Origin of the sequence: Paracoccus sp. TOH (genome assembly GCF_030388245.1) — a bacterium.
Taxonomy (GTDB): Bacteria; Pseudomonadota; Alphaproteobacteria; order Rhodobacterales; family Rhodobacteraceae; genus Paracoccus; species Paracoccus simplex.
Genome location: NZ_CP098360.1, coordinates 1,841,423 through 1,866,008, shown reverse-complemented (window position 1 = coordinate 1,866,008; position 24,586 = coordinate 1,841,423). Strand labels below are relative to the sequence as shown.

Genomic DNA, 24,586 nt, shown 5'->3' with positions numbered 1-24,586 from the left:
TATGAAGAGAGAGCAGAGGGGACGATGAAACTGAAACGGTTGATTTTTCTGGCGGTGGTGCCGCTGATCGCAGCGATGGGTCCAAGGCCCGAGGGCGAGGCCGACGGCCATCGCCCGTATGTCCGCGGCGAAGTGCCCGCCGCGCGCAACGAAGGCACGGCCGCGCCGGCCGGCACGGCGGCGCACGAGCTGACCGTGCTGCCGGCGGCCGAGGCCGATCCGGCGGAATTCCTGTGGCAAGCCCGGCCGGTGGTGGTCTTTGCCGACACCGCCGCCGATCCCGCCTTCGTCGAGCAGCTGGCGGCGCTGCAGCGCGACCCGGCGCCGCTGATCGCGCGCGACGTGGTGGTGGTGACCGATACCGACCCGGCGGCGGCCGGCCTCTGGCGCCGGCGATTGCGTCCCGAGGGATTCTCGCTGGTGCTGATGGACAAGGACGGCCAGGTCAAGCAGCGCAAGCCCGTGCCCTGGTCGGTGCGTGAGATCACCCGCGCCATCGACAAGTTCCCGCTGCGCCTGCAGGAGATCGGCCGGGCTGGGCTGCCGTGACGCAAGGTTGCGAAAATCGCAGCGATTCCGTTGCGGGACGGCCGTTCAGGCATTATCTTGGGGGCAGGGCAGCACGGATGCCCGATGACAAGGAGATGCCCGATGGCCAAATCGCCCTTGCTGCGCGCGACGGAAGAACCCGCCCCGGCGACGGTGTCCGGCCAGCCCAAGCCGGGTCCGGCTACGGCTTCGCTGGCCGAACGGCTGGCCCGTGCCCGCACCGCCAATGAGATGGCCATCATCGTCGGTCTGAAACCCATCAAAGGCCGCTCCGGTCCGAAGATCGCTTACTGAGACGGTCGCGCAGGTCCGCCAGTTCGCCCGGCAGGGCGGCGGCGATGCGCCGGGCGCCCGCCTGTTCTTCCTGCTCCAGCAATTCCTGAACCGCACGTTCGCCGCCGAAGATGCTGGCCATCAAAAGCCGCATCGCCTCGTGCCCGGTTTCGCGCGCCGCCTCGGTCAGTCCCAGGTAATCCCCGAACATCTCGACCGCCCGGGCCGCGTCCTTTCTGGCCTGATTGCGGATCGCCTCGGCAAAGGCCGCCATCACCGAAAGCTGCCGGTAATAGGTCACCACCGGGTCGATGACCGAGGCCGGAAGGATATGCACCTCGTCGATGATGGCGGCGAAGATCCGGTCGTTGGCCTGGGTCGGGATCACCGGCACCCGGCCGCTGTCGCGCAGGCTGTCCAGCAGCCGCCGCGCCTCGTCCTCGTCCAGCCGCTGCGCTTCCAGCGCCACGACATGGGCGCGGATCTCGGCCAGCAGCGCACGCTGCACATCGCCGACCCGCTCGGCGCGCTGCTTGGCGTCACGCCGGCGGTTCTGCAAAGCGACGACCCACCAGCCCGCGGCAATGAACAGCCCGGCGATCACCGCCTGCTGCGCATGAGGGCTGAGATAGTCGTCGAAAACCGGCATGATCCCCGATCCTTGTGCCGGGCGCGCGGATGCGCCCGGCGGTTTCCCGTCACTCGAATTCGATGATCACGTCATCGACCTTGAGGCTTTCGCCCGGCTGGGCGTTGACGGATTTCACCACCGCCTTCTTCTCGGCGCGCAGGATGTTCTCCATCTTCATCGCCTCGACCGTGGCCAGCGCCTGGCCCTCCTGCACCTCGTCACCGGCCGCGACATTGATCCGCACGACCAGGCCCGGCATCGGGCAGAGCAGGAATTTCGAGGTGTCCGGCGGCAGTTTCTCGGGCATCAGCCGCGCCAGTTCGGCGGCGCGCGGACGGCGCACATAGGTTTTCAGGTCCGCGCCGCGCACCCGCAGCCGGAAGCCCGAGGGCAGCCGGTCCACCTTCATCACCAGCGGTTCGCCGTCGACCGACAGCCGCGCCAGGGACTGGCCGGGCAGCCAGTCGCTTTCGACGCGCAGCCTGCACCCGTCGATTTCCACCGTCGAACCCTGACGGTCGGCGGTGATGCGCACCGGAATCTCCTTGCCGGCGACGAAGACGACCCAATGCTCGCCGACATGCCGCTCGTGGTTGTCGAGCCGGCCCGAGATGCGGGCGCGCCGGATCTCGGCCACGCGATGCATGGCCGCAGCCGAGGCGGCGACGCGGGTGATCTCGGCCTCGGGCAGGGTCGCACCCAGGAAGCCCTCGGGATATTCCTCGGCGATGAAGGCGGTCGAGATGTCGCCCGAGACGAATTTGGGATGGTCCATCACCGCCGACAGGAAGGGCAGGTTGTGGCCGATGCCCTCGACCTCGAACTCGTCCAGCGCCAGGCGCATCTGCTCGATGGCCTCGGCCCGGTTCGGCGCCCAGGTGCAGAGCTTGGCGATCATCGGGTCGTAATACATGCTGATCTCGCCGCCCTCGTAGACGCCGGTATCGTTGCGCACCCCGGCGGCGGCGACCGGCGGATGGTCGCCGGGATGGGCGGGCACCCATTTGTCGGCCGCCTGCAGCGGGCCGGCGGCGGTCTCGGCCGGCGGGCGATAGCGGGTCAGCCGGCCGATCGAGGGCAGGAAGTTGCGATAGGGGTCTTCGGCGTAAAGCCGGCTCTCGATGGCCCAGCCGTTGATCTTCAGATCCGCCTGGGTAAAGGGCAGGGGTTCGCCGGCGGCGACGCGGATCATCTGCTCGACCAGGTCGATGCCGGTGATGAGTTCGGTCACCGGATGCTCGACCTGCAGGCGGGTGTTCATCTCCAGGAAATAGAAGTTCTTCTGCGCGTCGACGATGAATTCCACCGTGCCGGCCGAGGTATAGCCCACCGCCTTGGCCAAGGCGCAGGCCTGCTCGCCCATGGCCTTGCGGGTCGCCTCGTCAAGGAAGGGCGAGGGGGCTTCCTCGATCACCTTCTGGTTGCGGCGCTGGATCGAGCATTCGCGCTCGTGCAGATAGACGCAGTTGCCGTGCTTGTCGGCCAGCACCTGGATCTCGATATGCCGGGGCTGGGTCACGAATTTCTCGATGAAGATGCGGTCGTCGCCGAAGCTGTTCGCCGCCTCGTTCTTCGAGGATTCGAAACCCTCGCGGGCTTCCTGCTCGTTCCAGGCGATGCGCATGCCCTTGCCGCCGCCGCCGGCGCTGGCCTTGATCATCACCGGATAGCCGATCTCGCCCGAGATCTTCACCGCCTCCTCGGCATCGGCGATCAGGCCCATATAGCCCGGCACCGTGCTGACCCCGGCTTCCTGCGCCAGTTTCTTCGAGGTGATCTTGTCGCCCATCGCCTCGATGGCGGGCGAGGGCGGGCCGACGAAAGTGACGCCCTCCTTCTCCAGCGCCTCGGCGAATTTCATGTTCTCGGACAGGAAACCATAGCCGGGATGCACCGCCTCGGCGCCGGTCTGGCGGATCGCCTCCATGATCTTGTCGATCACGATATAGGACTGGTTCGCGGGCGGCGGGCCGATATGGATGGCCTCGTCCGCCATCTTGACATGCAGCGCGTTGCGATCGGCGTCGGAATAGACGGCGACGGTCTGGAGGCCCATCTTTTTCGCGGTCTTGATGACCCGGCAGGCGATCTCGCCCCGGTTGGCGATCAGGATTTTCTTGAACATGCTTCTTTCCCTTGGGGCAGATCCCGGACGTGAAAAAGCCGCCCCGGCGCAATGCCGGGACGGCTTGAAAAGTGGATTGAGCCGTCGCCGCGCGGCTTAGTAGCGGCGGGTCGGCTCGCAAAGGCGGACGTCGTCGCAAAGCGCGCCGGCGGCAGCGCCGATGGCCGCGCCTTTGGCGACGTTATGGCCGCCGACATAGGCAGCGGTCGCACCGACGCCGGCGCCGATGAGGCCGCGGTCCATGTCGGTCGGGTTGATGCCTTGGGTGCAGCCGGCCAGGCCGAACAGGCCAAGGCCAAGCGCAAGAACGAGTTTCTTGGACATCTCGTTTGCTCCGGGATACGGGCCGCGGCGCGGGGCGCGTGCCCCGGGCCGGCAGCCCTGTTGCGATTAGTAGCGCTGCTGGCAGACGCCGGCGTCGTCGCAGAGCGCGCCGCCAGCCGCACCGATGAGCGCGCCGGTCCCCACGTCACCGTCGATGATCTTGGCGACCGCAGCCCCGGCCAGGGCGCCACCCGCCGCGCGCTGCGCATCGGGCGAGATGCCGCCGCCATAGCCCTGGTCGCAGGCCGCAAGGCCGGCGACCATAAGCGCCACGCCGGAGAGTCGGAGGATGACGGATTTTTGCATAGCTCTGTGCCTGTATTATGGACCCGCTTCCGGGCCGTGGATGATAGAGGTGCAGATAATATTGCACGCACCATGCCCCGAAGAAACTGACAACGGTGTGAAAAGACAAGACTACGCGGCATTCCGCCCATCGCTCCGCAGGCCATCAATCCTCGGCCTCCTCGTCCCAGTCCTCGTCGTCCCAGCCGGCTTCGTCCCAGTCGAATTCGGGCGGTTCCTCGGCGAAAAGCTCGGGGAATCCGGCCTCGGCGCGCTTCATGTCGACGCGCAGCAACTGTTCGTAATCGGTGGGAACCAGCTTGCCGACCGCGACCACCTCGCGGCCCAGCAGCCAGGACAGGCGCCCGGCATCCAGATTGCCGCGCGGAAACGGTTCCTCGCCGAAATGCGCGATCAGCGCCGCCAGGAAGGCCATGTCGGCACGGCGGTCGGCCGGCTTGCGGTCGCGGAACCGCTCGCGGCGGATCAGCGGCGTGGCGCCCTTCTTGTTGGCGCGACGGATGGTGAATTGGAAATCGGTGCCGGGAAGGCGGCCCGGAAAGCCGCGATGCTTCAGCATGTCATGCCCCCTTGAAAAAATGCACCGCGGCGCGGGGGCAGGGCGGCGCGCGGTTGGCGCGGGCCGCCTGGCAGCCCGCGCGCGGCAATCGGCTTAGTTGGCGCCGTATTTGCCCTGGAACACGGGCTCGGGCTGGACGACCGGGGCCGGAACCACTTCGGGCTCTTTCTTGGCGCAAGCCGCGGCGAGGCCGACGAGGACGAGGGCCAGAACAACTTTCTTCGACATGGGGTCGTGCTCCTGTATGGCGGGACGGTTCTGTCCCGACTGCTCGGTTGAGATTCGGCCGCAGCAAGACACGGCCGCGGCGGCATGATAGCCAGCGCCGTCAGGGGCCGACAGCCGCGCGGCAAGGCCGGGACCGAGCCTGCCGGGGTCTGTGGCAGGCTTGCATCAGGAGGTTCGGGCCGGATCGCGCGCATCACCACGGCTCCCATTCGCAGGCATCGCGGTCGGGCGGCAGGCGGAAGGCCTCGAAAAGCTGGATCGCCTCGGGGTCGTAGGCGCCGAAGGCCAGCTTGCGATCCGCCAGGCTGATGATGATCTGGCTGGGACGCGGCGCGGGACTGGCGATCCGGGGCAGCACCCAGTGCTCGCACAGCCAGACGATGTCGTCATGCACCGGATCCTGGGCAAGCACGTCCGGGGCGGCCGGCAGCACCGGCTGGTCGATCAGGGCGTCGGCGGCTTCCTCGGCGGCATCCGCCTCGACCGGCTGGTCGTCCGGCAGCGCCGGGTCGATCAGCCCGTCCTCGGGCTCCGCGGCCGCCGGCGCGCCCACGACTTCGCCGGTTTCGGTGTCGATGTCGATCGGCGGGCGCCCGGCCTCATCCTCGCCCGACCCGGCGGCATCGAAATCCGAGGCCGGGCCGCTGGTCGCCGGCACCCGGCCGGCCAGGTCGGGCATGACGAAGCGAAAGCGATAGGTCAGGCCCTGGCCGGCGGAATTGTCGTGCCGGGTCTCCTGCCAGAGGACGGTCGCCCCCGAGGGAAGCGCGATCTCGGCCGGCTCGCCGGCAGCCGGCGTCACCCCGGCCACAAGGGCCGGACATGACAGCGCAAGGCCGAACACGGCGAGTCTCGACATCGTTCCCCCCTTTGGTCCGCTGCGGATTACAGCGGGATGTTGTCGTGCTTCTTCCAGGGATTCGACAGTTTCTTGCCCCGGAGCGAGGCGAAGGCGCGCGCCACGCGGCGGCGGGTCGAATGCGGCTGGATCACCTCGTCGATGAAGCCCTTTTCGGCGGCGACGAAGGGGTTCGCAAAGCGGTCTTCGTAATCCTTGGTCCGGCCGGCGATCTTCTCGGCATCGCCCAGTTCGCTGCGATACAGGATCTCGACCGCGCCCTTGGCGCCCATCACTGCGATCTCGGCGGTGGGCCAGGCATAGTTGAAATCGCCGCGCAGGTGCTTGGAGGCCATGACGTCATAGGCGCCGCCATAGGCTTTGCGGGTGATGACGGTGACCTTGGGCACGGTGGCCTCGCCATAGGCAAAGAGCAGCTTGGCGCCGTGCTTGATGACGCCGCCATATTCCTGGCCGGTGCCCGGCAGGAAGCCCGGCACGTCGACGAAGGTCAGGATCGGGATCTCGAAAGCGTCGCAGAAGCGCACGAAGCGGGCCGCCTTGCGGCTCGAGTCGATGTCGAGGCAACCGGCCAGCACCATCGGCTGGTTGGCGACCACGCCCACGGTCTGGCCCTCGATGCGGATGAAGCCGGTGATGATATTGGCGGCGAAATCCTTCTGGATCTCGTAGAAATCGCCCTCGTCCGAGACCTTCAGGATCAGCTCTTTCATGTCGTAGGGCTGGTTCGGGTTGTCGGGGATCAGCGTGTCCAGGCTTGATTCCACGCGGGCCGGATCGTCGAAGAACGGCCGGGTCGGGGTCTTCTCGCGGTTGTTCAGCGGCAGGAAATCCACCAGCCGGCGGATCTCCGACATGGCCTCGACATCGTTCTCGAAAGCGCCGTCGGCGACCGAGGACTTCTTGGTATGGGTCGAGGCACCGCCGAGCTGTTCCGCCGTCACCACCTCGTTCGTCACCGTCTTGACGACGTCCGGGCCGGTCACGAACATGTAGGACGTGTCCTTGACCATGAAGATGAAGTCGGTCATCGCCGGGCTATAGACCGCGCCGCCGGCGCAGGGGCCCATGATGACACTGATCTGCGGCACCACGCCCGAGGCCATGACGTTGCGCTGGAACACGTCCGCATAGCCGGCCAGCGAGGCGACGCCTTCCTGGATCCGCGCGCCGCCGGAATCGTTCAGCCCGATCACCGGGGCGCCATTCTGCACCGCCATGTCCATGATCTTGCAGATCTTCTGCGCATGGGTCTCGGACAGCGAGCCGCCGAAGACGGTGAAGTCCTGCGAAAACACATAGACCATGCGGCCGTTGATCGTGCCCCAGCCGGTGACGACACCGTCGCCATAGGGGCGGTCCTCCTCCATGCCGAAATCGGTCGAGCGGTGGCGGACGAACATGTCGAACTCCTCGAACGACCCCTCGTCCAGCAGCAGCTCGAGCCGCTCGCGCGCGGTCAGCTTGCCACGGGCGTGCTGGGCGTCGATGCGCCGCTGTCCGCCGCCCAGCCGCGCATCGCGGCGGCGCGATTCCAGTTCGCCGAGGATGTCCTTCATGAGCCGTCTCCCTTGGGGTTTGCGGCAAACTATCGGCTTGCCGTCCGGGCGGGAAGCGGAAAGGCGAATATTTGCAAACTATGCTAGATCATCGCGCTGCAAATAGCAAAATCGGCAATGCCGTTTTGCGGTGATCGCCAGTCTCGGGCGCCTATGGCCACAGGTCGGGCGGCGCCCAGAGGGACGGTCGAGGAACTGCCGGCCCGGCGGATCGAGGCCGCGGATCGACGCGGCAGGCCGGCCGGTCGAGACCGGGCGAGCCTGAGGCCGCTTGCGAGCCGAATGCGCGACGGGTGGCGATGGGAGGGGTGATGTAAGGGCAGGGGCCCATGAGATAGGCAAATCTACGAATATCGCCCGGCGGTTTCCAGTCCTATCCTTCGGACATATTGGTACCAAGGCATTTGATTCTCCGCTGCGGGCGGACTAACCCACCATCCCGCAGGCCCCAATCCGACCCCGCTCCATCCCGGAGCGGGGTTTTCGTTGGAAACGGTGCAGGATGCCCAGCAATGGCAATGCGCTGGCGGCTGTGGTTCGGCCAGCATCGCTGGCCGCTCTCGGCTGCCGCGCGGCAGCCAAACACCGCGCGGGGCTCAATTCACGCTTGGCAGCACAACAAATGTGCCGCCAACCATAAAATGACCCATCTCAATCAAGGCGATCTACAACGCACTGAAATATCTTTATAATCTGCATGAGTTCTGCCGGATCCTCAAGTCTTTGACCCTTTTGCAACCATAAAGTGACCCTCGAATCTTCGAGATTCAGGCAAGAAATGTGCCGCCCGAAGGCGGCATACATGAAGTCCCAGGATTGGAGGCGGTCGAAAGATGCTCGGGGGAGGATGAGGCGGAATCACCTGAGCATAGATGATGTCCGAACCGAAAGCGGAGTCCGCTGGGACAGGTTCAGAGAACGAAGGGCATGTCCTTGTCCGGAATCCTGGCGGGCAGCGCTTTCACTTCTTGCGGATCGACGAGCAAGCCACCGAGACCCGGTTCGCGCTGCAGACGGAACACGCGTTCCAGATGGTGCCGGAACACCCCGATCAGGATGACCTCCATCGGCACCCGGCTCATCTCGGCGGCCTTGGCCAGCTTCACGAAGCCCTCTGGTGCGGTGTCCATCTTCAGGAAGCTTCGGTTGATTTCGTTGATCAGCGCTTCCACACGTAGGCCGTCAATCGAACGGCTGACCTTGCCCTGTTTCTGACCGTTGCCGCCATGCAGCGCGGCCAGAAGACCGGTGTTGATGAGACAGGTCACCATCGGGCGTGAGGCGTTCAGGAGGCCGGGCAGCGCGGTGACGGCGACGGCCCGGCGCATCTCCAACGCCACCTCATGCCCGATCTGAAAATCCACGAGCGTGGCCGAACATGGCTGGTCTTTCGCCTTGGCCGGGATGACCCGCCTGGCGATGAGCACGTCCCGGAGGGTGAGCGGATGCACGCCGCCAGATTTCGCGATGGAGGTGATACTGCCCCATTTCGGGATGGTCACCATCTCACCGAGCAGTTTTTCTTGAGGCAGGATATCCGTGGTGTCGATGATGTGCTGGCGCAGCAATTCGCGGATCGGACCGGGATCCTTGGTAAGTTTTGGGGAGGAAAGCCATCGATAGAGCATGCCGAAGGTGGCGAACCGGTTGCGATGACCGACCAGACCCCGCTCAACTGCCCTCTGTTGCAGCATTTCCAGCCCGGATCGGACACCGTCCTCGCCCTGCCGGACATATGACCAAGCATTGTTGCTGGCACGATTCCAGTCGGTCATCGAGAGCTCCGCCGGCTTGGCCTGCGTCCCGAACTCCAGCACTCCGCCGAGCATTTCGGTTGCGCGGCTGACCTGTTCGATACCCTGTCCGTCAGCCCAGGCGGGACCCGATCGGCCCTCAAAGCGCGCAAGGACATAGTCTTGCAAAGGGGAAGGCGGTTGGACGTGGGCGGTTTCCGCCAAGGCCAGCAGCGCCCGTTGGTCTTCCGGCACGAGAACCGAAAGCTCATGCGTGATATCGTCCCACTTGTTCAGCCGACGCGAGATCAGTGTCAGATGATGGACCGGGCAGACCCGGATCGGATGCAGGCGCCAGATGAGCCGCCCGCGGCGCATGGCATCGGGTCGGTGGTGGCCCGTATCATCCTCAGCCAGACAGGCCGGGCAGAACCGCGTCTCCGGTCCGGTGGTCATCTCGGCGGTAAAGGCCTCGCTGCGCAAAAGGAACTGGCGCTCTCCCAAGGCGTGAATGGTATTGTGCAGCACCGGGTCCGGATCCTGATCCGCGATGTCGCAGAGGCGCGTGATCGCTTCCGTTGCGCCCGCGACCAGATCCATGAGCGCGATGCCGAGATCATTGAGGAACGGCACCAGGCGCCCGCCGGTATGGAAGGCGGCCTGGCGCGCGGCCCAGGAGAGCGGAGTTTCGTCGGGGACGAAGGGCAGGCGGGGGAACAGACGGGCCATGATCATTTGCTCCGCTTCCGGCGCGGGACGACGACAGGCATGTCCTCCTCCGGCTCGCGGTCGGGATCGATGAGCCACCATTCTTCCGCGAGGAAGATATTGCGATGCGGCTCGCTCCCCTCCTTCAGAGTCCAGTCTTCGGCGAAATGACCCATATCCAGACTGTCGTGCCCGCAGATCAAGGCGCGTTCGATGGCGCCGATGACGGCTTCGATGCAGCGACCGAAACGGTGGCGGGAAGCATGGACCAGCCGGTCGACCAGATCGGCCTCGGCGGGCGGCTCCAGGTTGGCCCGCTTACAATAGGCCGCGATCATGTCGGTGATATGAGCGCGGTCCACCACTGCGTCGACAGGCGGTAGGAGGAGCGTGGTGAAGCGGCGCTGGACCTGGGGATCGGACCGCAGGATATCGCGCAGCTTCCCGGTGCCGGAGAGAATGATGGCAACAGCCTCGTCGCCCTGCATCAGCGATTTGATCGCCCGCAGGATCAGGCCGCGGTCGGCGCAGAACAGGTCATGGGCCTCGTCGATCAAAAGGACGGCAATGCCGCGGACCGTGAACCGGGCGCGCAGCAACTGCACCAGCGACCACGCCTCCCGGCGGCCCTCGATTGGAGGATAACCGCTCTGTTCCAGAAGATGGCCAATCATGCTCTTGAACGTGGCGGGTGACGGAACCGAGCCGGCAAGCCATGCCTGCTGTCCGTCCGGCCCGGCATTCAGCGCCGGATGGCGCCGGAGAGCATGGTCGATGAGGGTGGACTTGCCGCCGCCTGGCTCGTCGATCACCATCACCCCGCGGGTTTCGCGGGTCGTGGTAAATCGCTGCGCCACGGGCAGGAGGTTGCCCTCGGTGTCGCGGGAAAGCAGGCGGTCCAGGTGGTTGGCAAAGCTACTGTCGCGCTCGGTCCGGATATAGAGGCTCCGGATCTTGTTCATGGTCTCGGTGATGTCCGCGGGGCTACGCATGGTCATTCTTCGATGCTCCAGTTTCTGTCAGAGGGAATTTCGGTCGGCGGGGCGGAGGCGGCGCGGGCGGAAATGTCGGGCTTGCGCAGGGCAGGCCTCTCGGCGGCGCTTGGGATCGGCAGCCAATCTTCCTCCTCATCGTCGTCAGGTGCAGGAATCGAACGACCCGGGCCATCGGTGGTCGGCAGCCCCGGCTGCGGACGGGCGGTGGTGCGGAAGCCGATGAAGAGGCGTTGCCGCGCCTTATCGATACGCTCCTCGGTCCATTCGTCGACGAACAGGTCGGCCAGCCACCGAGCCTGCTCGTTGCGTGCATCGATCGCCTGCATCGCCTCGTCGATCATGTCGAAGTAGAGGGTCTTGCGGTCCGGATGGGCGGCGCGGAGGTTGCGAATGGCATCCAGCCAGATGTTGGCGCTTTTTCCAACCAGCGCGTCCCAGGTCTCGAAGCCGTTCTTGACCGCAGGCACCGTGATCCATTGATCGCCGAGGTAGACCTCGATGCCGCCGAGGTCGCGGGGATGCCAGCGCACATGCAGCTTCTGTTCACCTTTGCGGCTCATCCAGAGCGCCAGCGCCTCGCAGTGATAGCGCACCCCCAGAATCACGATGCCGCGTTTGTCCAGCGTGCGGAGCAGGCGTTCTCCGAACACCATCCGCCAGCGCTGGTTGTCGGGGGACGGGGCTACCCCGTCCCGGGCCACGAGTTCCTGCCAAACCTGTCGGGGTGTCTTGCCGCCCAGGCCCGAATGGGGTGTGTTGTGATAGGCGTCGACCATCCATCTGGTCAGGCAGAAGGCCAGATCGTCGAAGGTCAGGGCGGCGAGCGACTGCGGATCCGCCTCGCCCTTTTCAACCACATCACCAAAGGTCCGGCCGCTCAGCAGCGGAAGCAGGCGCAGATTGAGGGTTCCGAAGATTCGCTCAATGAAGGCCCGAAGCTCGGGCAGCCCCCCGACAGCGATCTCGGTGGCGATGCCGAGGTCGGCGCAGGCCATCTTGAACTCGGGCGCGATAAAGGCGGATCCACCATCCGAGACGATCAGTTCCGGCGGGCAGGCCATGTCCCAGGGGGCATGGCAGTCGGCGGCACAGGCCCATCGACCCTTGTTCACCATGGTCATCTGCAGCACCTGCCGCGCAGCGCGGTGATTGGGCGTCCGGCTGATTGCGATGCCCAGGATGCAACGCGTCCGGACGTCGATGGCCACGGTGACGGTCCATCGAACAGACTTCTTCTCGAGGCCGAGCCGCCTGCGCAGCGCCGCAGGGATTCCGTCGATGAACATGCGCATCTCGGGAATGGTGAAGAGGTCGAGGGAAATCTCGTCGATCTCGACTCGCTCACCGGCCCGGCTCACCTCGATTCCGGCCCCCACCGGCCTGAACTTCGTCCGGGCGGCGTCAGGGCCGATGCGTGCGAGCGTTGCACCGAAAGGATCGATCAGCGCGATCTCCTTCCTGACGGTCTCCCGCGAAGGCGGCACCAGCGGCAGATGGCCGTCGATCCTGCGTTGTTCGTTGGCGATCTTGAAAGCGCGATCGACTGCTTCCCAGACCTGTTTTGCCTCCTTGCGGTTCTCGTCGAGCCAAGCGCGCCGGATCGTCCTGACCATCAGCGCGATGGCCTCCCCATCCATCTTCCGGTTCCGGTTACCGCGCTTGTGGAAACGCCCCGGCAATGCGGCCTCGCCACCGAGGCGAGCCCGCTTCCGCCAGCGCTTCAGCGTCGACCAGGATGGAACCTCGCGGAAATCTGCCGACTTCGGCAGATCGCTCCCGCCCGTCGGGTAAAGTTCATCGACCAGTCGCGACGCGGTGGCGAAAAGCAGGGCCTCATTCGCCGTATACGACTCTTGGCTGGCCTTGATCAGCCCTTCCGACCTGAGCTTCTCGTAGGCCGCGAGATAGGCGCTGCTCTTCAGGAAAGCGGCGAGCTGCTTTGGCGGGAGCGCGGAAATCAGCGCCTGGGACGGCCTGCTCGAGCGCGCCCGTGCCCGGTTCTGGTCAAAGTATCCGCGCTCGTGCCGGATATGGCCTGCCCTGTCGAGACCGGCCAGCTGCATGTGCGGATAGACCCCAGACAGGCCGTTCCCTTCGGTCTCGGCCAAGACCCAACCATGGTCATTGCAGCTGATCGGGCGCAGCGGCACCGACATGCCGGCGATGGTCAGGCGGTCGTAGGTGCTCAGAGCCAGACGATGGGTAGGGTTCGGTTCAAATGTGATTTGCTGCATGTCATCACACCCGGTGAGCGGGGGCGGCATATACGGCGGCCTGGTAGCCGATACGCACATGATCGAGGAGACGGAGGTGGTGGCGGCGGATCAGCCGCACCACGGCCCGGTAGCCGTCCGCGCCCATGCCGATGCGCCGGACCAGATCCTCGATCACGGCGATACCGGGCATTTCCGAAACCGCCCTTTCCGCTGCGATATCTGCTTCCGGATGCGGCTGCCGCATGCCGTGCATCAGCTTCGCGTTGAACAGGTCGACCTGATCGAGATCATCATCAGTCAGCAGGCGGACATCATGAGCAAAGCCGCGCTGCCGCGCTTGGTGTGCGATCCGCGGCATGGTCGCACCGAAGCGGCCGCCGGTGCGCGAGGCAGGCCGCACCGCGCAGGCGATCCGCTTCCCATCACGCTCAGTGACCAGGAAGTCGAAGAAATGCGTATGCACCTTTCCATCCCGGTCCTGCCAGTCGAAAGCGGCCTGTTCACGAACGTCGGCGGTCGCGCGTCTCGCCAGCAGCACAAGGCACCAGCAAAACTCGAGATGGCTCTCGACCATGATCAGATGTCCGGCGCTGTAACCGTCGTCTCCGTCGCCGTCGCCGCCGCTCGCCACGATGCGTCCGGTGAAGTGTCCCTTCGAAAAGCGCGCGATCTTCCGCTCCGCCCGCGAGGGCAGATGCAGATCGAGACCGTTCCCGAAATAGTTCGGCCCGGAATACCCCGGATCCGCCGGCCGCATGGCCTTGGTGCTCTTCTTCGTCGTGTTGTTCGCCATGGGCAAACCCCTCTCGTTGCCGGAAGCGATGCTTCCGGCGAATGTGGGACGGGCATGAGAGGCACACCTTGCCGGCCTGTCGGGCATCGGATCAGCTGTGGTGTCTCATGACCGTGATGTTCGGAGCGCCCCTTCGGGGGACGCGGTTCGCTCACAGCCGCTTTCCGGTTCCGGGGCATGACGGTGCCGTTCCCCGCCGCGCCGGATTGACGGGCGGGGCAAGGCCGGCTGTCAGCCGTTCCTCGGAAGAAGCTTGCGATGTTGAGGAAGATCGTCGCCCATGGCGGATCCTTGCGGCGGACCGCTGAATCTGCTAAAGGACCAGTATGTGAGCTGGTGGGCTTCGGTCTTCCTGAAAACGATCGCACCGGGATGTTCCAGCATTCCGGTGTTTTCGTATCTGGGGTCATCAGGTCTTCGTCGTTTCATCCCTCCGAAAGCTGTGTGGCTTTTGCGCGCACAATATCCCGCAGCCCAGTGAATTGGAAGAAAACAAGTATTATCAACGAGTTGATCTGAACCCCAAAGGGGATTCCGTTTTTCGCACCCCGTTGAGCGCCAAGTGAGGGCAGGTCTTGTGGACCGACCGCCGGGAGCCGCGACAGACAGTTCTTCCGCTCCGGTCCGGATCGGGCTCAGGCGGTGCGAAAAACCTTCGGCACGAGTGCCGAACGTCGCCTGCCGCAGGGAAGCTTGGGACAGATCGCCCCTCCGAATGGTCCGGGTGGCCCTGGAACGGCCTATTCATATCAGGCGATTCGCGGCCGCTTCCGGCGATCAGAGGGGACATCAGGCTGCGCGATACCCTGCGCCCGATCCAGATGGATCAGCGTATCAGGCCGAAGGCCGCAAGGGCGATATGAGGGATCGAGTTCAGCATCATGCCCATACCCTATCGTTCCGCTGACGGACCCTGCAATCGGGAAATTTTGGGCCTGCGCCGAGTGGGAATCTTGACTGTTGCAAATATTGCACAGTTAAAAATTTATTTTAATTATCATACGCCACGAGAAGTTGCGAAACTCCCTTCCTTCAATCTTAATGGTATTAGTAAGGAAGGGATGAGCGGCGGCAGCGCCGGACAATAGCCATCGTGACTCCTACAGCCATCATCGGCATTCCCGAGAATCTTTTTTCCGATTAGGGTTTCGGTTGACAGCCCTTGGGCTGTATTTTTGGTTTCTGCCGCCCATGTTGGACTTGCTAAAGGAAATCTGTGGCGCAAGTGGCCAGCGGCTAGGTGAGCGTTCGTCACTGGATCCTGACCGGTTACGGCTAATGGGGCGAGCGTCGCGTATCAGGATATTGCTTGTTTGCAGCGATCTAAACCGTCAGCCATGACCGCGTTGTCTGCGGCTCTGGAGCCAGGAACCAGGAGTCAGGTGGCGTAAAAGTCCACCGCGTGCTCGAGCATCGGCGATCAAAGATCTTCGTTCCGGTTGAGCAAAGCGGAGGGGGCTCACCTGCGGTCAAGCGGATCATAGATACTAGCTGGATGATAGTGCCCGACAATGCAGCTCGCTGGGAGGTCGACTGGAATCATCAGCGCCGATCCAGCGCCAGGGCTAAGGCTGTGGGATTCCAGATCTTCAACCAGTTCACAGAACAGATACTCCAGCATCATCCCCGCGAACTCCCGTATGGTCTGATCACCCATCAAGTTCATTGGAATATCGCATACGAAGAGCGTAGGGCTGCCAAGCCCTTTCAGAATTCTTCTCGCCGATGTCTCCCATGCAGCTCGAATTGCGAGACAGTAAAGATACTCGCTGCCGTAGGTAAGATAGTGGCCGGATCCGCCGCAATCAGTGTATAGTTCCTCTTCTACCGCGCAGAAATATAGCTGACCGGTTCGCCCCTTGCGTTCATCTCTCGCGTCCAACTCCTCAATGGCCGCGTCAATACTTTCTTCAGATGCGCCTAGCGCCTGACCATTCAGCAACAGAGCTCTAGCCCGATCTTCTATTTCTTGCGGCCGTAGATAACGCAGACCTCTGGCATAGAACTGACCGAGATCATTTGTTCTAGTGGCATGCGCAGCACGAAAGGCTCGATAGTGGATCCGCAAGCGCCTCGCCGCCTCTTCCTTGATGTTTGACTCCTGGCCTGTGATCCTGTAGATCAGATCGTCGAGCCAGCTTAAATCATCAGAGACGACATGCTTTGGCGGCTCCGACACAAATAACGCCTTCACTCTGTCTGTGATAAGATCCTCGAGTAGTAACCAGACTCGATCCCGCCAGCTGTCAACCTGCGGATAGCAAAGCACATCGTCAGGAACCGCGCGCGGTGCAGGCTTAATCTCACGATCCTCATGGCCGGGCAACATACTTCCAGAAATACGCCCCGTCTGACGAATACTTCGCCCTTTGATCACTTCAGATTCACTCTGCCCAGATAGTGACTCCCTACGAGGGTCTTCCATCCGAATATTGCCTCCGATGTTTGTTGTGGGGTTGTGTCAGCGGAGCGCTAGTTGCTCAAGGCCCGCGTAATGATCAGGCGCTACAGTTTGGATCATCTCGAGTAGATAGGTCACGTTTTTCTGAGTTTCCGCCACCAATGCTGGATCAAACCCCTTTCCAGTAAAGTGTGAAAGATCATTCGCGAACTTGTAGATAGCTGTCTTTTTCAGCGGATCGAATCCAATAGCGTTTAGCTTGGCATGGAGGCTGGCCTCCTGCGGGCGCTGGAACTCTAGAAAACTTTCGAGAACCTTTCTTGCCACATTTGGAATATGATACGCTGCCATTATGGTGCCGTCGGTTTTGAACCCATACAGCAATTTAAACAGGTAGCAATACTCCGTCGGGTGATCATGCAGCAGTTTGTCAAGTGGCTGCAAACGGGCGTCACGAGCCAATTCCGACTCTATGCATACGATCATAAAATAGGCGCGATCGGCTTTCTTCAGGTTGCATGCCCAATTCAGGAGTAGCCTAAGAAAGTCAAAATTATGGGTGAGAATGAATACTTGCGCAGCATCTTGGACGGCATTTTTCAGGAATGCGAAAGCTTGGTATATCGAGGTAGCGTCAAGGCTCGATATTGGGTCGTCAATCACGACCAAGCCATCAGATAAGGTGAAGTCCTGATCCTGAAGCTGCACGATAAAATAGAGGAAGGCAACAGCGGTCCTTTCCCCTTCCGACAGCCGCTTCGCGGTCTGCCCACGGCGCAGAACACGATAGCCTTCGCTGCCCGATTCAAACGTAAGTTCGGTTCGACCAATGAAGGTATGGAGCATTTTTGTGAGTTCGGCCCCGCCGGTATGAGCGCTCGAAACCTTGGACTGCTTCGACTCATATGAAGCTTTCAGTTCAGAAAGACTGCGGGTATCGGGCAGATTTGCCGCGCCCTCGGTCAAGCGATCAATGAGCGTCTGTTGCTCGACGATCTGGGCGTCGAAATCATCAATTTGGTTTTTGATTGTTGAGAGGTAATGCCTTTCAATCTGCGCGCGGGCGATGCTTCGCGCCTGTTCGAACGCGGCCGTTTTCTCATTATGTTTCGTGATGATTTGACCGATCTGAAGCAACGCTTCCTCTACCGGGCCGAGATCGACCGGCAAATTCCGGACAAGCGGAACGCTCCGCTGGAGAAGCTTCTCCCCAAGTGTAACCTCTAACGTCGAGAGCTGATGGGCAAGAGCGCTACGACATTCTTCGAGTAGTGCTACGGCGGCATCATACCCTGACCGCAACTCGGAGTAGAGTTCGGCTCTAGACGTGGGTGAAAGTGTCGCGAGATCCTGCGAAAGGATCTTTGCTTGGCCGATCGCCAATTCAATCTCAGCTTTAAGATTTTGGTCCTCAACGCCAAAGTGCTCAGCCAGAAGCTTCATTCGCGCCAACGGGAGCGGTTGTGCGCAGAATTCGCAGGTTTCCGAGGCATGTGCGCGATGCAGGGTGAGGCCTGTTTCTACCCATGCGGCGATCTCCGGCTCCTCGGTCAAACGTCGGAGAGCGCCTGCTTGAGCAGTTCGAGCCAACAACTCTGCAGTAATGCGAGCCAAGGCCTCGCAGCGGACACGGAAACCTCCTTCCGTGCTCGGCCATTCAGGAATCGATACGCTTTCCAACTGCACCTGGTGGACCGTCGCCCGGTGGGAATCGAGATCTTCCTCGGTCAGAGTGGCCAAGTCTGCTTCGCGGGTGAAGGCAGCTTCCGCATCCGGCTTGCGATAGCTCCGAAGGCTCATGCCACTGGTTGCCTCGCCAATAGTTTTGGCGATTGCCGAGAAAACCTTGCCCCTGTCAGTTTCTAGCTTTGACTTCTTCGTCCTGGCCGCTGCAATGTCGCGTTCACGTGCCTCGTGTGCGATACGTTCGCTCGCCGCCTCTTCGGCTAGCACCTTGTTTTCTTCGCCGACGATCAGAATATGTCGAAGCGGTGTATGGAGCTGGCCTATATTCGCCTCAATGTAGTCCGAATTGAACACACGAACTTTACGACTATAAGCTTGCCCGTTTTTTATCGAACCACGCTGCGTGTCGCAGCCATATTCCAAACCCGAGAACTCAGGATGCACTCCAGCCTCAAAGGCAGCGAAAAGCCGAGAGAGGGTTGTCTTACCCGAACCGTTGGATCCGTAAACCAGGTTGTAGCGGGCAAAGTCTGGAAGATTTTGGTCAGCTGTGAAATCCCCGAATACTCCAAGACCCTTGATACGTCTAATGCGTGTCAGCAAGCCTGCTCTCTCCTACCAATCAACTTTTACCGGACCGATAGGACCAGCCCGCTCTCATGGACACTTCTGAATGCACTTGGACTCCGTCCTCTGCATCCGGACCGTGTTGATCACCTCGTCTCAACCCGTCTCCACTGGCACCGACACCGCCTGAAGCAGTCCGTTCTGCTCTTCCAGCCGCCCGTCTCGTTGCGCCAACTCTATCCCCTCTACGATCCTGCGCTTGAGCCCGTCGCTTGTTGCCTTGAAGCCAAGGCCACGCGCGACCTCGGTGACCAACTGGTCCACGGGAGCGCCGTAGTTGGCGGCTGCGAGGGCCATCGCTCCGGCCGCGATTTCATCGAGCGGGATAGCTTCCGGCTTGCGCAGCCCTGACGAGGTAACGACTGAGCGATCCCTCAATACGGCCTGGCGTCCCTCGATGGAAACGAAGTCGCCATCGCGGAGTATGGAGCCTTTGCGGGCAGCGACATCGACGGCAGCCTCAATGGCATCCCGTATGCGGGCCCCGGCTCTTTTTAGGCCCCAGGCTTCCCGAATCCGGGTCACGACCTCGTCGACATGAATTGGTCCTTCGACCTCGGCCACGCGCTCGACATAGGAGACCAGCACCTCTCTGGGCAGTTCATGGAGTTCGCCAAGGTGGTGCGGTGCCCGTTCCAGCACGGTTTCTTCATAGAAGTTCGGCCCCGGCACTTCCGGCGTAACGATCTCGGCCTCCTCGCCCATCTCGACCCCCATCAGCGTATAGTCACCAACATCCTGGGAGGTGATCCGGACCGTGGGCTTCTGACGCCTCACCTCCCGGGCCGCGTCCTCCGCTTTAGCGGCATCGATCGCGCTGATCACACGAGCCAGTTCCTGCTGCGGCCGCTGGAACCAGTCCGTGCTCCAGATACGGTGGATGTGCCAGCCGTGGCTTTCCAGGACCGACTGCCGGAGCCGGTCGCGATCCCGCGCAGAAAGCGCATCGTGATACGCAGCACCATCACATTCGATCCCCAGAAGATAGCGCCCCGGCCGATCCGGATCGGAAACCGCCAGGTCGATGAAGAAGCCTGCCAGGCCGACCTGCCGGTGGACATGGTAGCCACGCTCGTGCAGCGCCTTGGCCACCTGCTCCTCGAACACGCTGTCGTGGTCCCGGCCAGTCGCCTCGCCCATCGCAAGACTGCCGGTGCGGGCAAAATGCAGGAACATCCGGAAGGCGAACACGCCCTTGCGGGATTGGGCGAAATCCGGATCGATATCCTCGTCCGTCATCGACGAGAAGACCTCGCAACGCTGCTTCGCGCGGCTGATCAGGACGTTAAGGCGCCGTTCGCCGCCTTCGGACCCGAGTGGGCCGAAGCGCATCGGCACCCGTCCGCCCGGCACGGTCGGGCCGTAGCCGACCGAGATGAAGATCACGTCCCGTTCGTCGCCCTGGACGTTTTCCAGGTTCTTGACGAAGAACGGCTCCGAGGGATGGGAATGGAAAAAGCCTTCCGTTTCCGGATGAGCGCGCCGCAACAGCTCCAGCTCATCCAGGATCGCCCGGCGCTGCGCCACCGAAAAGGCCGCCACACCGAGCGAAAGATCCGGATGCGACAGCGCATGTTCGATGATCGCTCGCGCCACCACCTTCGCCTCGACCTGGTTGCAGCGCTTGCCGCCCGCGTCGAAGAGCCCATCAGGAATATGGTGGAATCGAAGCCCCATCCCTGCCTCCGCCGTATAGGGGCTGGGAACAACGAAAAGCTTGCTCTCGTAAAACTGCCGGTTGCTGACCGCGATCAGCGACTGGTGCCGGCTGCGATAGTGCCAGCGCAGCATCTGCATCGGCAAGCCACGCGCGGTGAAAAGGCCAAGGATGCTTTCGATATCCGTGACCCGGCTGCCATCATCCTCGTCCTCGTCGCCGCCCCCGGTCATTCGGGCAAAGAATGCCGTCGGCGGCAACTGGCGAGGATCGCCCACGACCACGACCTGCCTGGCACGGGCCACCGCGCCGAGGGCATCGACCGGCTGGATCTGGCTTGCTTCGTCCATGACCAGCAGATCGAACTCGACTGCGCCGGGCGCGAGGAACTGCGCAACCGAAAGCGGGCTCATCATGAATACCGGCTTGAGCGCCTGAAGCGCCGGTCCTGCCCTTTCGACCAGTTTGCGGATCGGCATGTGACCGCGCCGCTTCTGCAATTCGTTGCGAAGCACCCCGAGCGGACCGATCGCACCGCCATCCCGCGGCGGCACGCGCCGGTAATGAGCACGAACCGTCTCGTCGGCGGACACCCGGATGCGCTGCAGGTCGAACTCGGCGAATTCCGCCACTTTTCTGGAGTGGAGCGCACCATCGAAGCGCGCAAGGTCAGGGTCTGCAGCAATCAGCCCGTTATGCAGGGCCTCGTAATAGACCATCTCGAAAGAGGGAATGACCCGGCCCGGATCAAACCGCCCATCTTCCAGACGATCCACCACATCGCCGCAGCCGAGTTGCCGCCCCCGTCCGGCACGATCCCGATAGGCGGTCCATTGGAAAAGGCTCTCGCCTGCGCCGCTCCAATCCCGAAGTCGCGCGGTGAGCGCTGTCATCGGGATATCGTCCAGATCGGCGCCGAAAGATCCAGCCAGATCAAGGTGGAGATCGGCCGCGAGCTTGTCGAGATCCGCACCCAAACCGGTGGATCGCGTCTCTATTTCGTCGGCCAGCTCTGCGGCCGCTTCGCGTTCCTCGACCTTCCCGCCCAATTCGACAAGATCGGAATTGTCGGCGACCCACTTCGCAGCGACTCGCAGCTGACGCCAGTCGGAATCGGCGCCGGCCCAGAGCGGCCCAAAAGCCGCGCTGGCGCTGGGTTCACTTTCACCGAGCAACCGTTCGGAGCGCCGGCCCTCGTCCAGACGATCGAGGAGCACCAAGCGTTCTCCCAGGCTGGGAGGCAACTGTTCGAAAAGACCGGAGGTTGCCTGATCCGCAGCAGTCAGTTCCACAGCACGATGCGCAAGGACATCCGCCGTCACATTCACCGGACTCTCCAGCAAGCGAATCAGGTGATCCGCTGCCTCCCGGATCGCTGCGAGGCCCGCCAGACGGTCGAGGAGCCTGGAAACCTCCTCCCGCTCCGGCTGGCGCATGACAATACGTCGAACCGATTTTGCGGCCTCACCCAAGCCGGCTTGCCATTCCACGACCGCGGCAAGTTGCAAGGGGTCAGAACGCTCTCCGCGCCAAAGCCCACCGAAAGCCGAACGGCCTGGCGCCTCGTCTTTCGCGATCTCAGCCCGTGCGGCCTTTCCTTGCTTGAGCCGGTCCAACTGGGTCAGCGTCGCCTCGAGCGGTTGGGCCGGATTGGCCAGGCAGGATCGCGCAAGCCGGTTTGCGCGCCGCCATTCGCCGCTGAAGCTCTTGAAGAAACCGGTTCCGTGCGCGGCAAGCACGTTGCGCGCCGCGGTCAGATCCGTGTCCCAGGCCGCCTCCACGACCTTGCCGTCAAGTTCCGCTTTCGCATTCTGATACTCACGCAATGCCGAGACGAGATCTGCCGGCAATCCGGGATGCTGTTCCCATATTGGATCTGCCAGCGCGGCAGGCGGTGCTATCGGAGCCGTGGCAACACGTTCAGCGACCCGGACAAGCGTCACGATCTCGTCGATCGTATCGGGTGACGTCTCGCCGAGCCGCTTGGCAAGGTCACGTGCGGCTTCGAGCGTGGGAATCAACTTGCTGGCCAATTCGGCAATGATCCCGAAATCCGACTCCACGGTCGTCGCAGGAAGTGCCCTGAGCGGTTCTCTCGCATCGAGATTTTCACAACGCCAGGCATCGCCCTTGATCCGGCCCCGAAGCACCTGACGAATTTCGCTTACCAGTTCACCGTTCCGCAGGATCTCCTCCAACGCGGAAATATCTGACCACTCGCCGGAAGCGAGCGCTTCGCGCGTCAAGGGTGCCTCAGCGATGCGGCGGGCAAGGCCGACCAGCGCTTCCAACTCCTTGCCGGTGCGCGGTGCTTCGGCATGAAGCATCGTCGCCAGCCGGGCAGAGGAAGCTTCGATATCCCCACTGGATACTGCGGCTGCGGCAAGGCGTGTGGTCAGCCGTTCGACCTCCATGGGGGTGACGCTGACGAGCTCCACGCCATACCATATGTGCTGAGACGGGTTGCCGATCTCCAGGACGCGCTCGACCAATTCGCGCAGAATCCCATGCCGCTCCTCGAAGCCGTCACGAGTCCAGTCCTCCGGCCGATCGAGCCTGATATCATTCGGCTGCTCACCAGAAGAGCGGAGCCGCACCAACTGGCCGATAACCTGATATGGTGTCAGGCCGGAGACCCGGTCACGCTTGTGCATACGGGTCGCATGGCCATTCAGTTCATCGCGCAATTCTCCCAGACGGGTGTTCAGCGAGCCGATGTCCGCCGTGCGCGGGGCGCCGTTTTCCCATGTTCGCTTGATCTCCTCCAGAACCGCCTTCTTGTTGGCCTTGCGGCTGTGCAGTTCCAGGCAGGCAGCACCAACCCCGGTCGCATCCAGGCGGCGCTTCACCACCTCCAGCGCGGCCATCTTTTCGGCCACGAACAGCACGGTCCTCCCATCCGCCACCGCCGCCGCAATCAGGTTGGCGATGGTCTGGCTCTTACCGGTGCCGGGCGGCCCCTGGATGACCAGGTTACGGCCCATCCGCACCTCGTGAACCGCTAGGGTCTGCGAGCTGTCGCTGTCGAGAATATGATGGAGTTCAGCCGGCGGAATGATCTGGTCAATCGGCTGATCGTCCGGGTGAAGAGGGTCACCGGATTCGAAGCCGTCGGCCAGCAATCCCTTCAGCAAGGGCTTCGACGTGATCGAGGCCTCGGCCGGCCAGGTGGCGGGATCGAGGTCTCGATACATCATGAACTTGGCGAAGGAGAAGAACCCCAGGACCACCATGTCCGGTTCGACACCCCAGCCCTCCTTGCCCTCCAGCGAAGCGCCCACCGCGTCGAAATATGCCTGCAAGTCGAAGGCTTCGGAAATTTCAACCTCAGGCAGCCGGATCCCATGAATCCGATCCAGGAAATTCTCGAGCGACAGGTTTGTCGCGAAATCCTCTGGCCGCGCCCGCAGGCGGAACCGTTCCCCGGCCGTGCCACGCTCCAGCGAGACCGGGATCAGCAGCAGCGGCGCGTGACGGATATTCTTCTTGTCATTGGGATCGACCCAGCGAAGTGCGCCCAGGGTCAGGTAAAGGACGTTTACGCCCTGCTCGTCCTCCAGAGTCCGCGCATCATAGTAAAGATCCAACAGCCGCTTCTGCAGTCCTTCCGGGGTAAACCGGGTCTGAAGGCGCGTATCCGCATGGCGCCCCGCGATGCCGCGCTCATCGAGTTCGTCGTCCTCGGGAAGGGCCAGATCCTGGATGACGTCCGTATCCTCCTCGGCGCTGCGTTCCTCGTCCTCGCCATCAGATGGCTGGGCAGACTTTCTGGAGGGAAGGCCGGGAAGGAAGGTGAACGCCTTGGTTTCGCCGACAAGGAGACGGAAAATCTCGCTACTGCGCTCATCGACGACCTCAATGCTCTTCGCGGCCTTCGCGGATTTCGGCATGTTGAGGAGCCGGTTGCGCGCCGACAGGTCCAGAAGCTCCATCCGGGCTCGGTCGAGCTTCTCCGCCAGCGTGCCGCCGCCCATATAGGGCGTATCTTCGATGCCCAGGCCCAAATCGTCCAACTCTGCCTCCATGAAAACCTAAAGCGGCACGCAGGAAGGCTTTAAATCCTCCCCATTCCTGATCGTGAACATTACAATTCGATCAGGCAACCTTCGCCAACGGAAGCACGAATTTCCAGCAGTTTTTACCGTTTTACGTGATTTGATGGCACCGCATGCAACCCGCATATGCCGCGGCAACATCTTCATGAGGCGCTGGCGGCTGTCTCGAATCGACCTGCGCAACAGCCGCCGCAGATACTCGCACCCCCCAGCTGATCGCCTTGACCCGGCCCTTCCCACGGAAGCCGCTCCAACATCACCGTGGGACCGCACCGCTGATATGGAACTGATCAGTTTTGTGA

General features: G+C 62.8%; 18 protein-coding genes. 3 read left to right on the top strand and 15 right to left on the bottom strand.

The window, feature by feature from the left end:
- The first annotated feature begins 24 nt into the window (after positions 1 to 24).
- A complete protein-coding gene (locus NBE95_RS09265; RefSeq protein WP_289893609.1) occupies positions 25 to 549 on the top strand; it encodes a DUF4174 domain-containing protein in 525 nt (174 codons plus the stop codon).
- 102 nt (positions 550 to 651) lie between these two features.
- Positions 652 to 843: a hypothetical protein gene (locus NBE95_RS09260; RefSeq protein ID WP_289893608.1), complete on the top strand. Its 192-nt coding sequence runs from the start codon at positions 652 to 654 to the stop codon at positions 841 to 843.
- Here NBE95_RS09260 and NBE95_RS09255 read toward each other — a convergent pair.
- The 12 genes from NBE95_RS09255 to NBE95_RS09200 all read right to left on the bottom strand — a co-directional run bounded on the left by NBE95_RS09255 (position 809) and on the right by NBE95_RS09200 (position 13,858).
- Complete coding sequence (locus tag NBE95_RS09255; RefSeq protein WP_289893607.1) at positions 809 to 1,471, bottom strand: hypothetical protein; 663 nt, start codon at positions 1,469 to 1,471, stop codon at positions 809 to 811. The genes NBE95_RS09260 and NBE95_RS09255 overlap by 35 nt on opposite strands.
- Before the next feature lie 49 nt (positions 1,472 to 1,520).
- The gene (locus tag NBE95_RS09250; RefSeq protein ID WP_289893606.1) at positions 1,521 to 3,578 is read right to left on the bottom strand and encodes an acetyl/propionyl/methylcrotonyl-CoA carboxylase subunit alpha; all 2,058 of its coding nucleotides are present in this window, start codon (positions 3,576 to 3,578) and stop codon (positions 1,521 to 1,523) included.
- 96 nt (positions 3,579 to 3,674) lie between these two features.
- The gene (locus NBE95_RS09245) at positions 3,675 to 3,902 is read right to left on the bottom strand and encodes a hypothetical protein (protein WP_289893605.1); all 228 of its coding nucleotides are present in this window, start codon (positions 3,900 to 3,902) and stop codon (positions 3,675 to 3,677) included.
- Positions 3,903 to 3,968: 66 nt separating this feature from the next.
- Positions 3,969 to 4,208, bottom strand: coding sequence for a hypothetical protein (locus NBE95_RS09240; RefSeq protein WP_199258365.1), 240 nt, complete (start codon positions 4,206 to 4,208; stop codon positions 3,969 to 3,971).
- A gap of 145 nt (positions 4,209 to 4,353) precedes the next feature.
- On the bottom strand, positions 4,354 to 4,767 hold the full coding sequence (locus NBE95_RS09235) for a hypothetical protein (RefSeq protein ID WP_289893604.1): 414 nt from the start codon (positions 4,765 to 4,767) through the stop codon (positions 4,354 to 4,356).
- A gap of 93 nt (positions 4,768 to 4,860) precedes the next feature.
- A complete protein-coding gene (locus NBE95_RS09230) occupies positions 4,861 to 4,995 on the bottom strand; it encodes a hypothetical protein (protein WP_269846628.1) in 135 nt (44 codons plus the stop codon).
- Between the two features lie 193 nt (positions 4,996 to 5,188).
- Positions 5,189 to 5,854 (bottom strand): DUF6497 family protein, encoded by a 666-nt coding sequence (locus NBE95_RS09225; RefSeq protein WP_289893603.1) that lies wholly within the window; start codon positions 5,852 to 5,854, stop codon positions 5,189 to 5,191.
- 26 nt (positions 5,855 to 5,880) lie between these two features.
- Positions 5,881 to 7,413, bottom strand: coding sequence for an acyl-CoA carboxylase subunit beta (locus NBE95_RS09220; RefSeq protein WP_289893602.1), 1,533 nt, complete (start codon positions 7,411 to 7,413; stop codon positions 5,881 to 5,883).
- Between the two features lie 911 nt (positions 7,414 to 8,324).
- Entirely contained in the window at positions 8,325 to 9,875 is a 1,551-nt protein-coding gene (locus tag NBE95_RS09215; protein ID WP_289893601.1) for a TniQ family protein, read from the bottom strand.
- A gap of 2 nt (positions 9,876 to 9,877) precedes the next feature.
- Positions 9,878 to 10,852: a TniB family NTP-binding protein gene (locus NBE95_RS09210; protein ID WP_289893600.1), complete on the bottom strand. Its 975-nt coding sequence runs from the start codon at positions 10,850 to 10,852 to the stop codon at positions 9,878 to 9,880.
- The gene (locus NBE95_RS09205; RefSeq protein ID WP_289893599.1) at positions 10,849 to 13,083 is read right to left on the bottom strand and encodes a Mu transposase C-terminal domain-containing protein; all 2,235 of its coding nucleotides are present in this window, start codon (positions 13,081 to 13,083) and stop codon (positions 10,849 to 10,851) included. Before NBE95_RS09205 ends, NBE95_RS09210 begins: the two co-directional genes overlap by 4 nt.
- A gap of 4 nt (positions 13,084 to 13,087) precedes the next feature.
- Positions 13,088 to 13,858 (bottom strand): hypothetical protein, encoded by a 771-nt coding sequence (locus tag NBE95_RS09200; RefSeq protein ID WP_289893598.1) that lies wholly within the window; start codon positions 13,856 to 13,858, stop codon positions 13,088 to 13,090.
- A gap of 258 nt (positions 13,859 to 14,116) precedes the next feature.
- Between NBE95_RS09200 and NBE95_RS09195 the strand changes: the two genes are divergently transcribed.
- Positions 14,117 to 14,377 (top strand): hypothetical protein, encoded by a 261-nt coding sequence (locus tag NBE95_RS09195; RefSeq protein ID WP_289893597.1) that lies wholly within the window; start codon positions 14,117 to 14,119, stop codon positions 14,375 to 14,377.
- A gap of 940 nt (positions 14,378 to 15,317) precedes the next feature.
- Here NBE95_RS09195 and NBE95_RS09190 read toward each other — a convergent pair.
- The 3 genes from NBE95_RS09190 to NBE95_RS09180 all read right to left on the bottom strand — a co-directional run bounded on the left by NBE95_RS09190 (position 15,318) and on the right by NBE95_RS09180 (position 24,242).
- Positions 15,318 to 16,283 carry a hypothetical protein gene (locus tag NBE95_RS09190; protein ID WP_289893596.1) on the bottom strand — a complete coding sequence of 322 codons (966 nt, stop codon included), beginning with the start codon at positions 16,281 to 16,283 and terminating at the stop codon, positions 15,318 to 15,320.
- A gap of 36 nt (positions 16,284 to 16,319) precedes the next feature.
- The gene (locus tag NBE95_RS09185) at positions 16,320 to 18,548 is read right to left on the bottom strand and encodes an AAA family ATPase (RefSeq protein WP_289893595.1); all 2,229 of its coding nucleotides are present in this window, start codon (positions 18,546 to 18,548) and stop codon (positions 16,320 to 16,322) included.
- A 120-nt stretch (positions 18,549 to 18,668) separates the two neighbouring features.
- A complete protein-coding gene (locus tag NBE95_RS09180; protein WP_289893594.1) occupies positions 18,669 to 24,242 on the bottom strand; it encodes a DUF3320 domain-containing protein in 5,574 nt (1,857 codons plus the stop codon).
- Between the last annotated feature and the right edge of the window lie 344 nt (positions 24,243 to 24,586).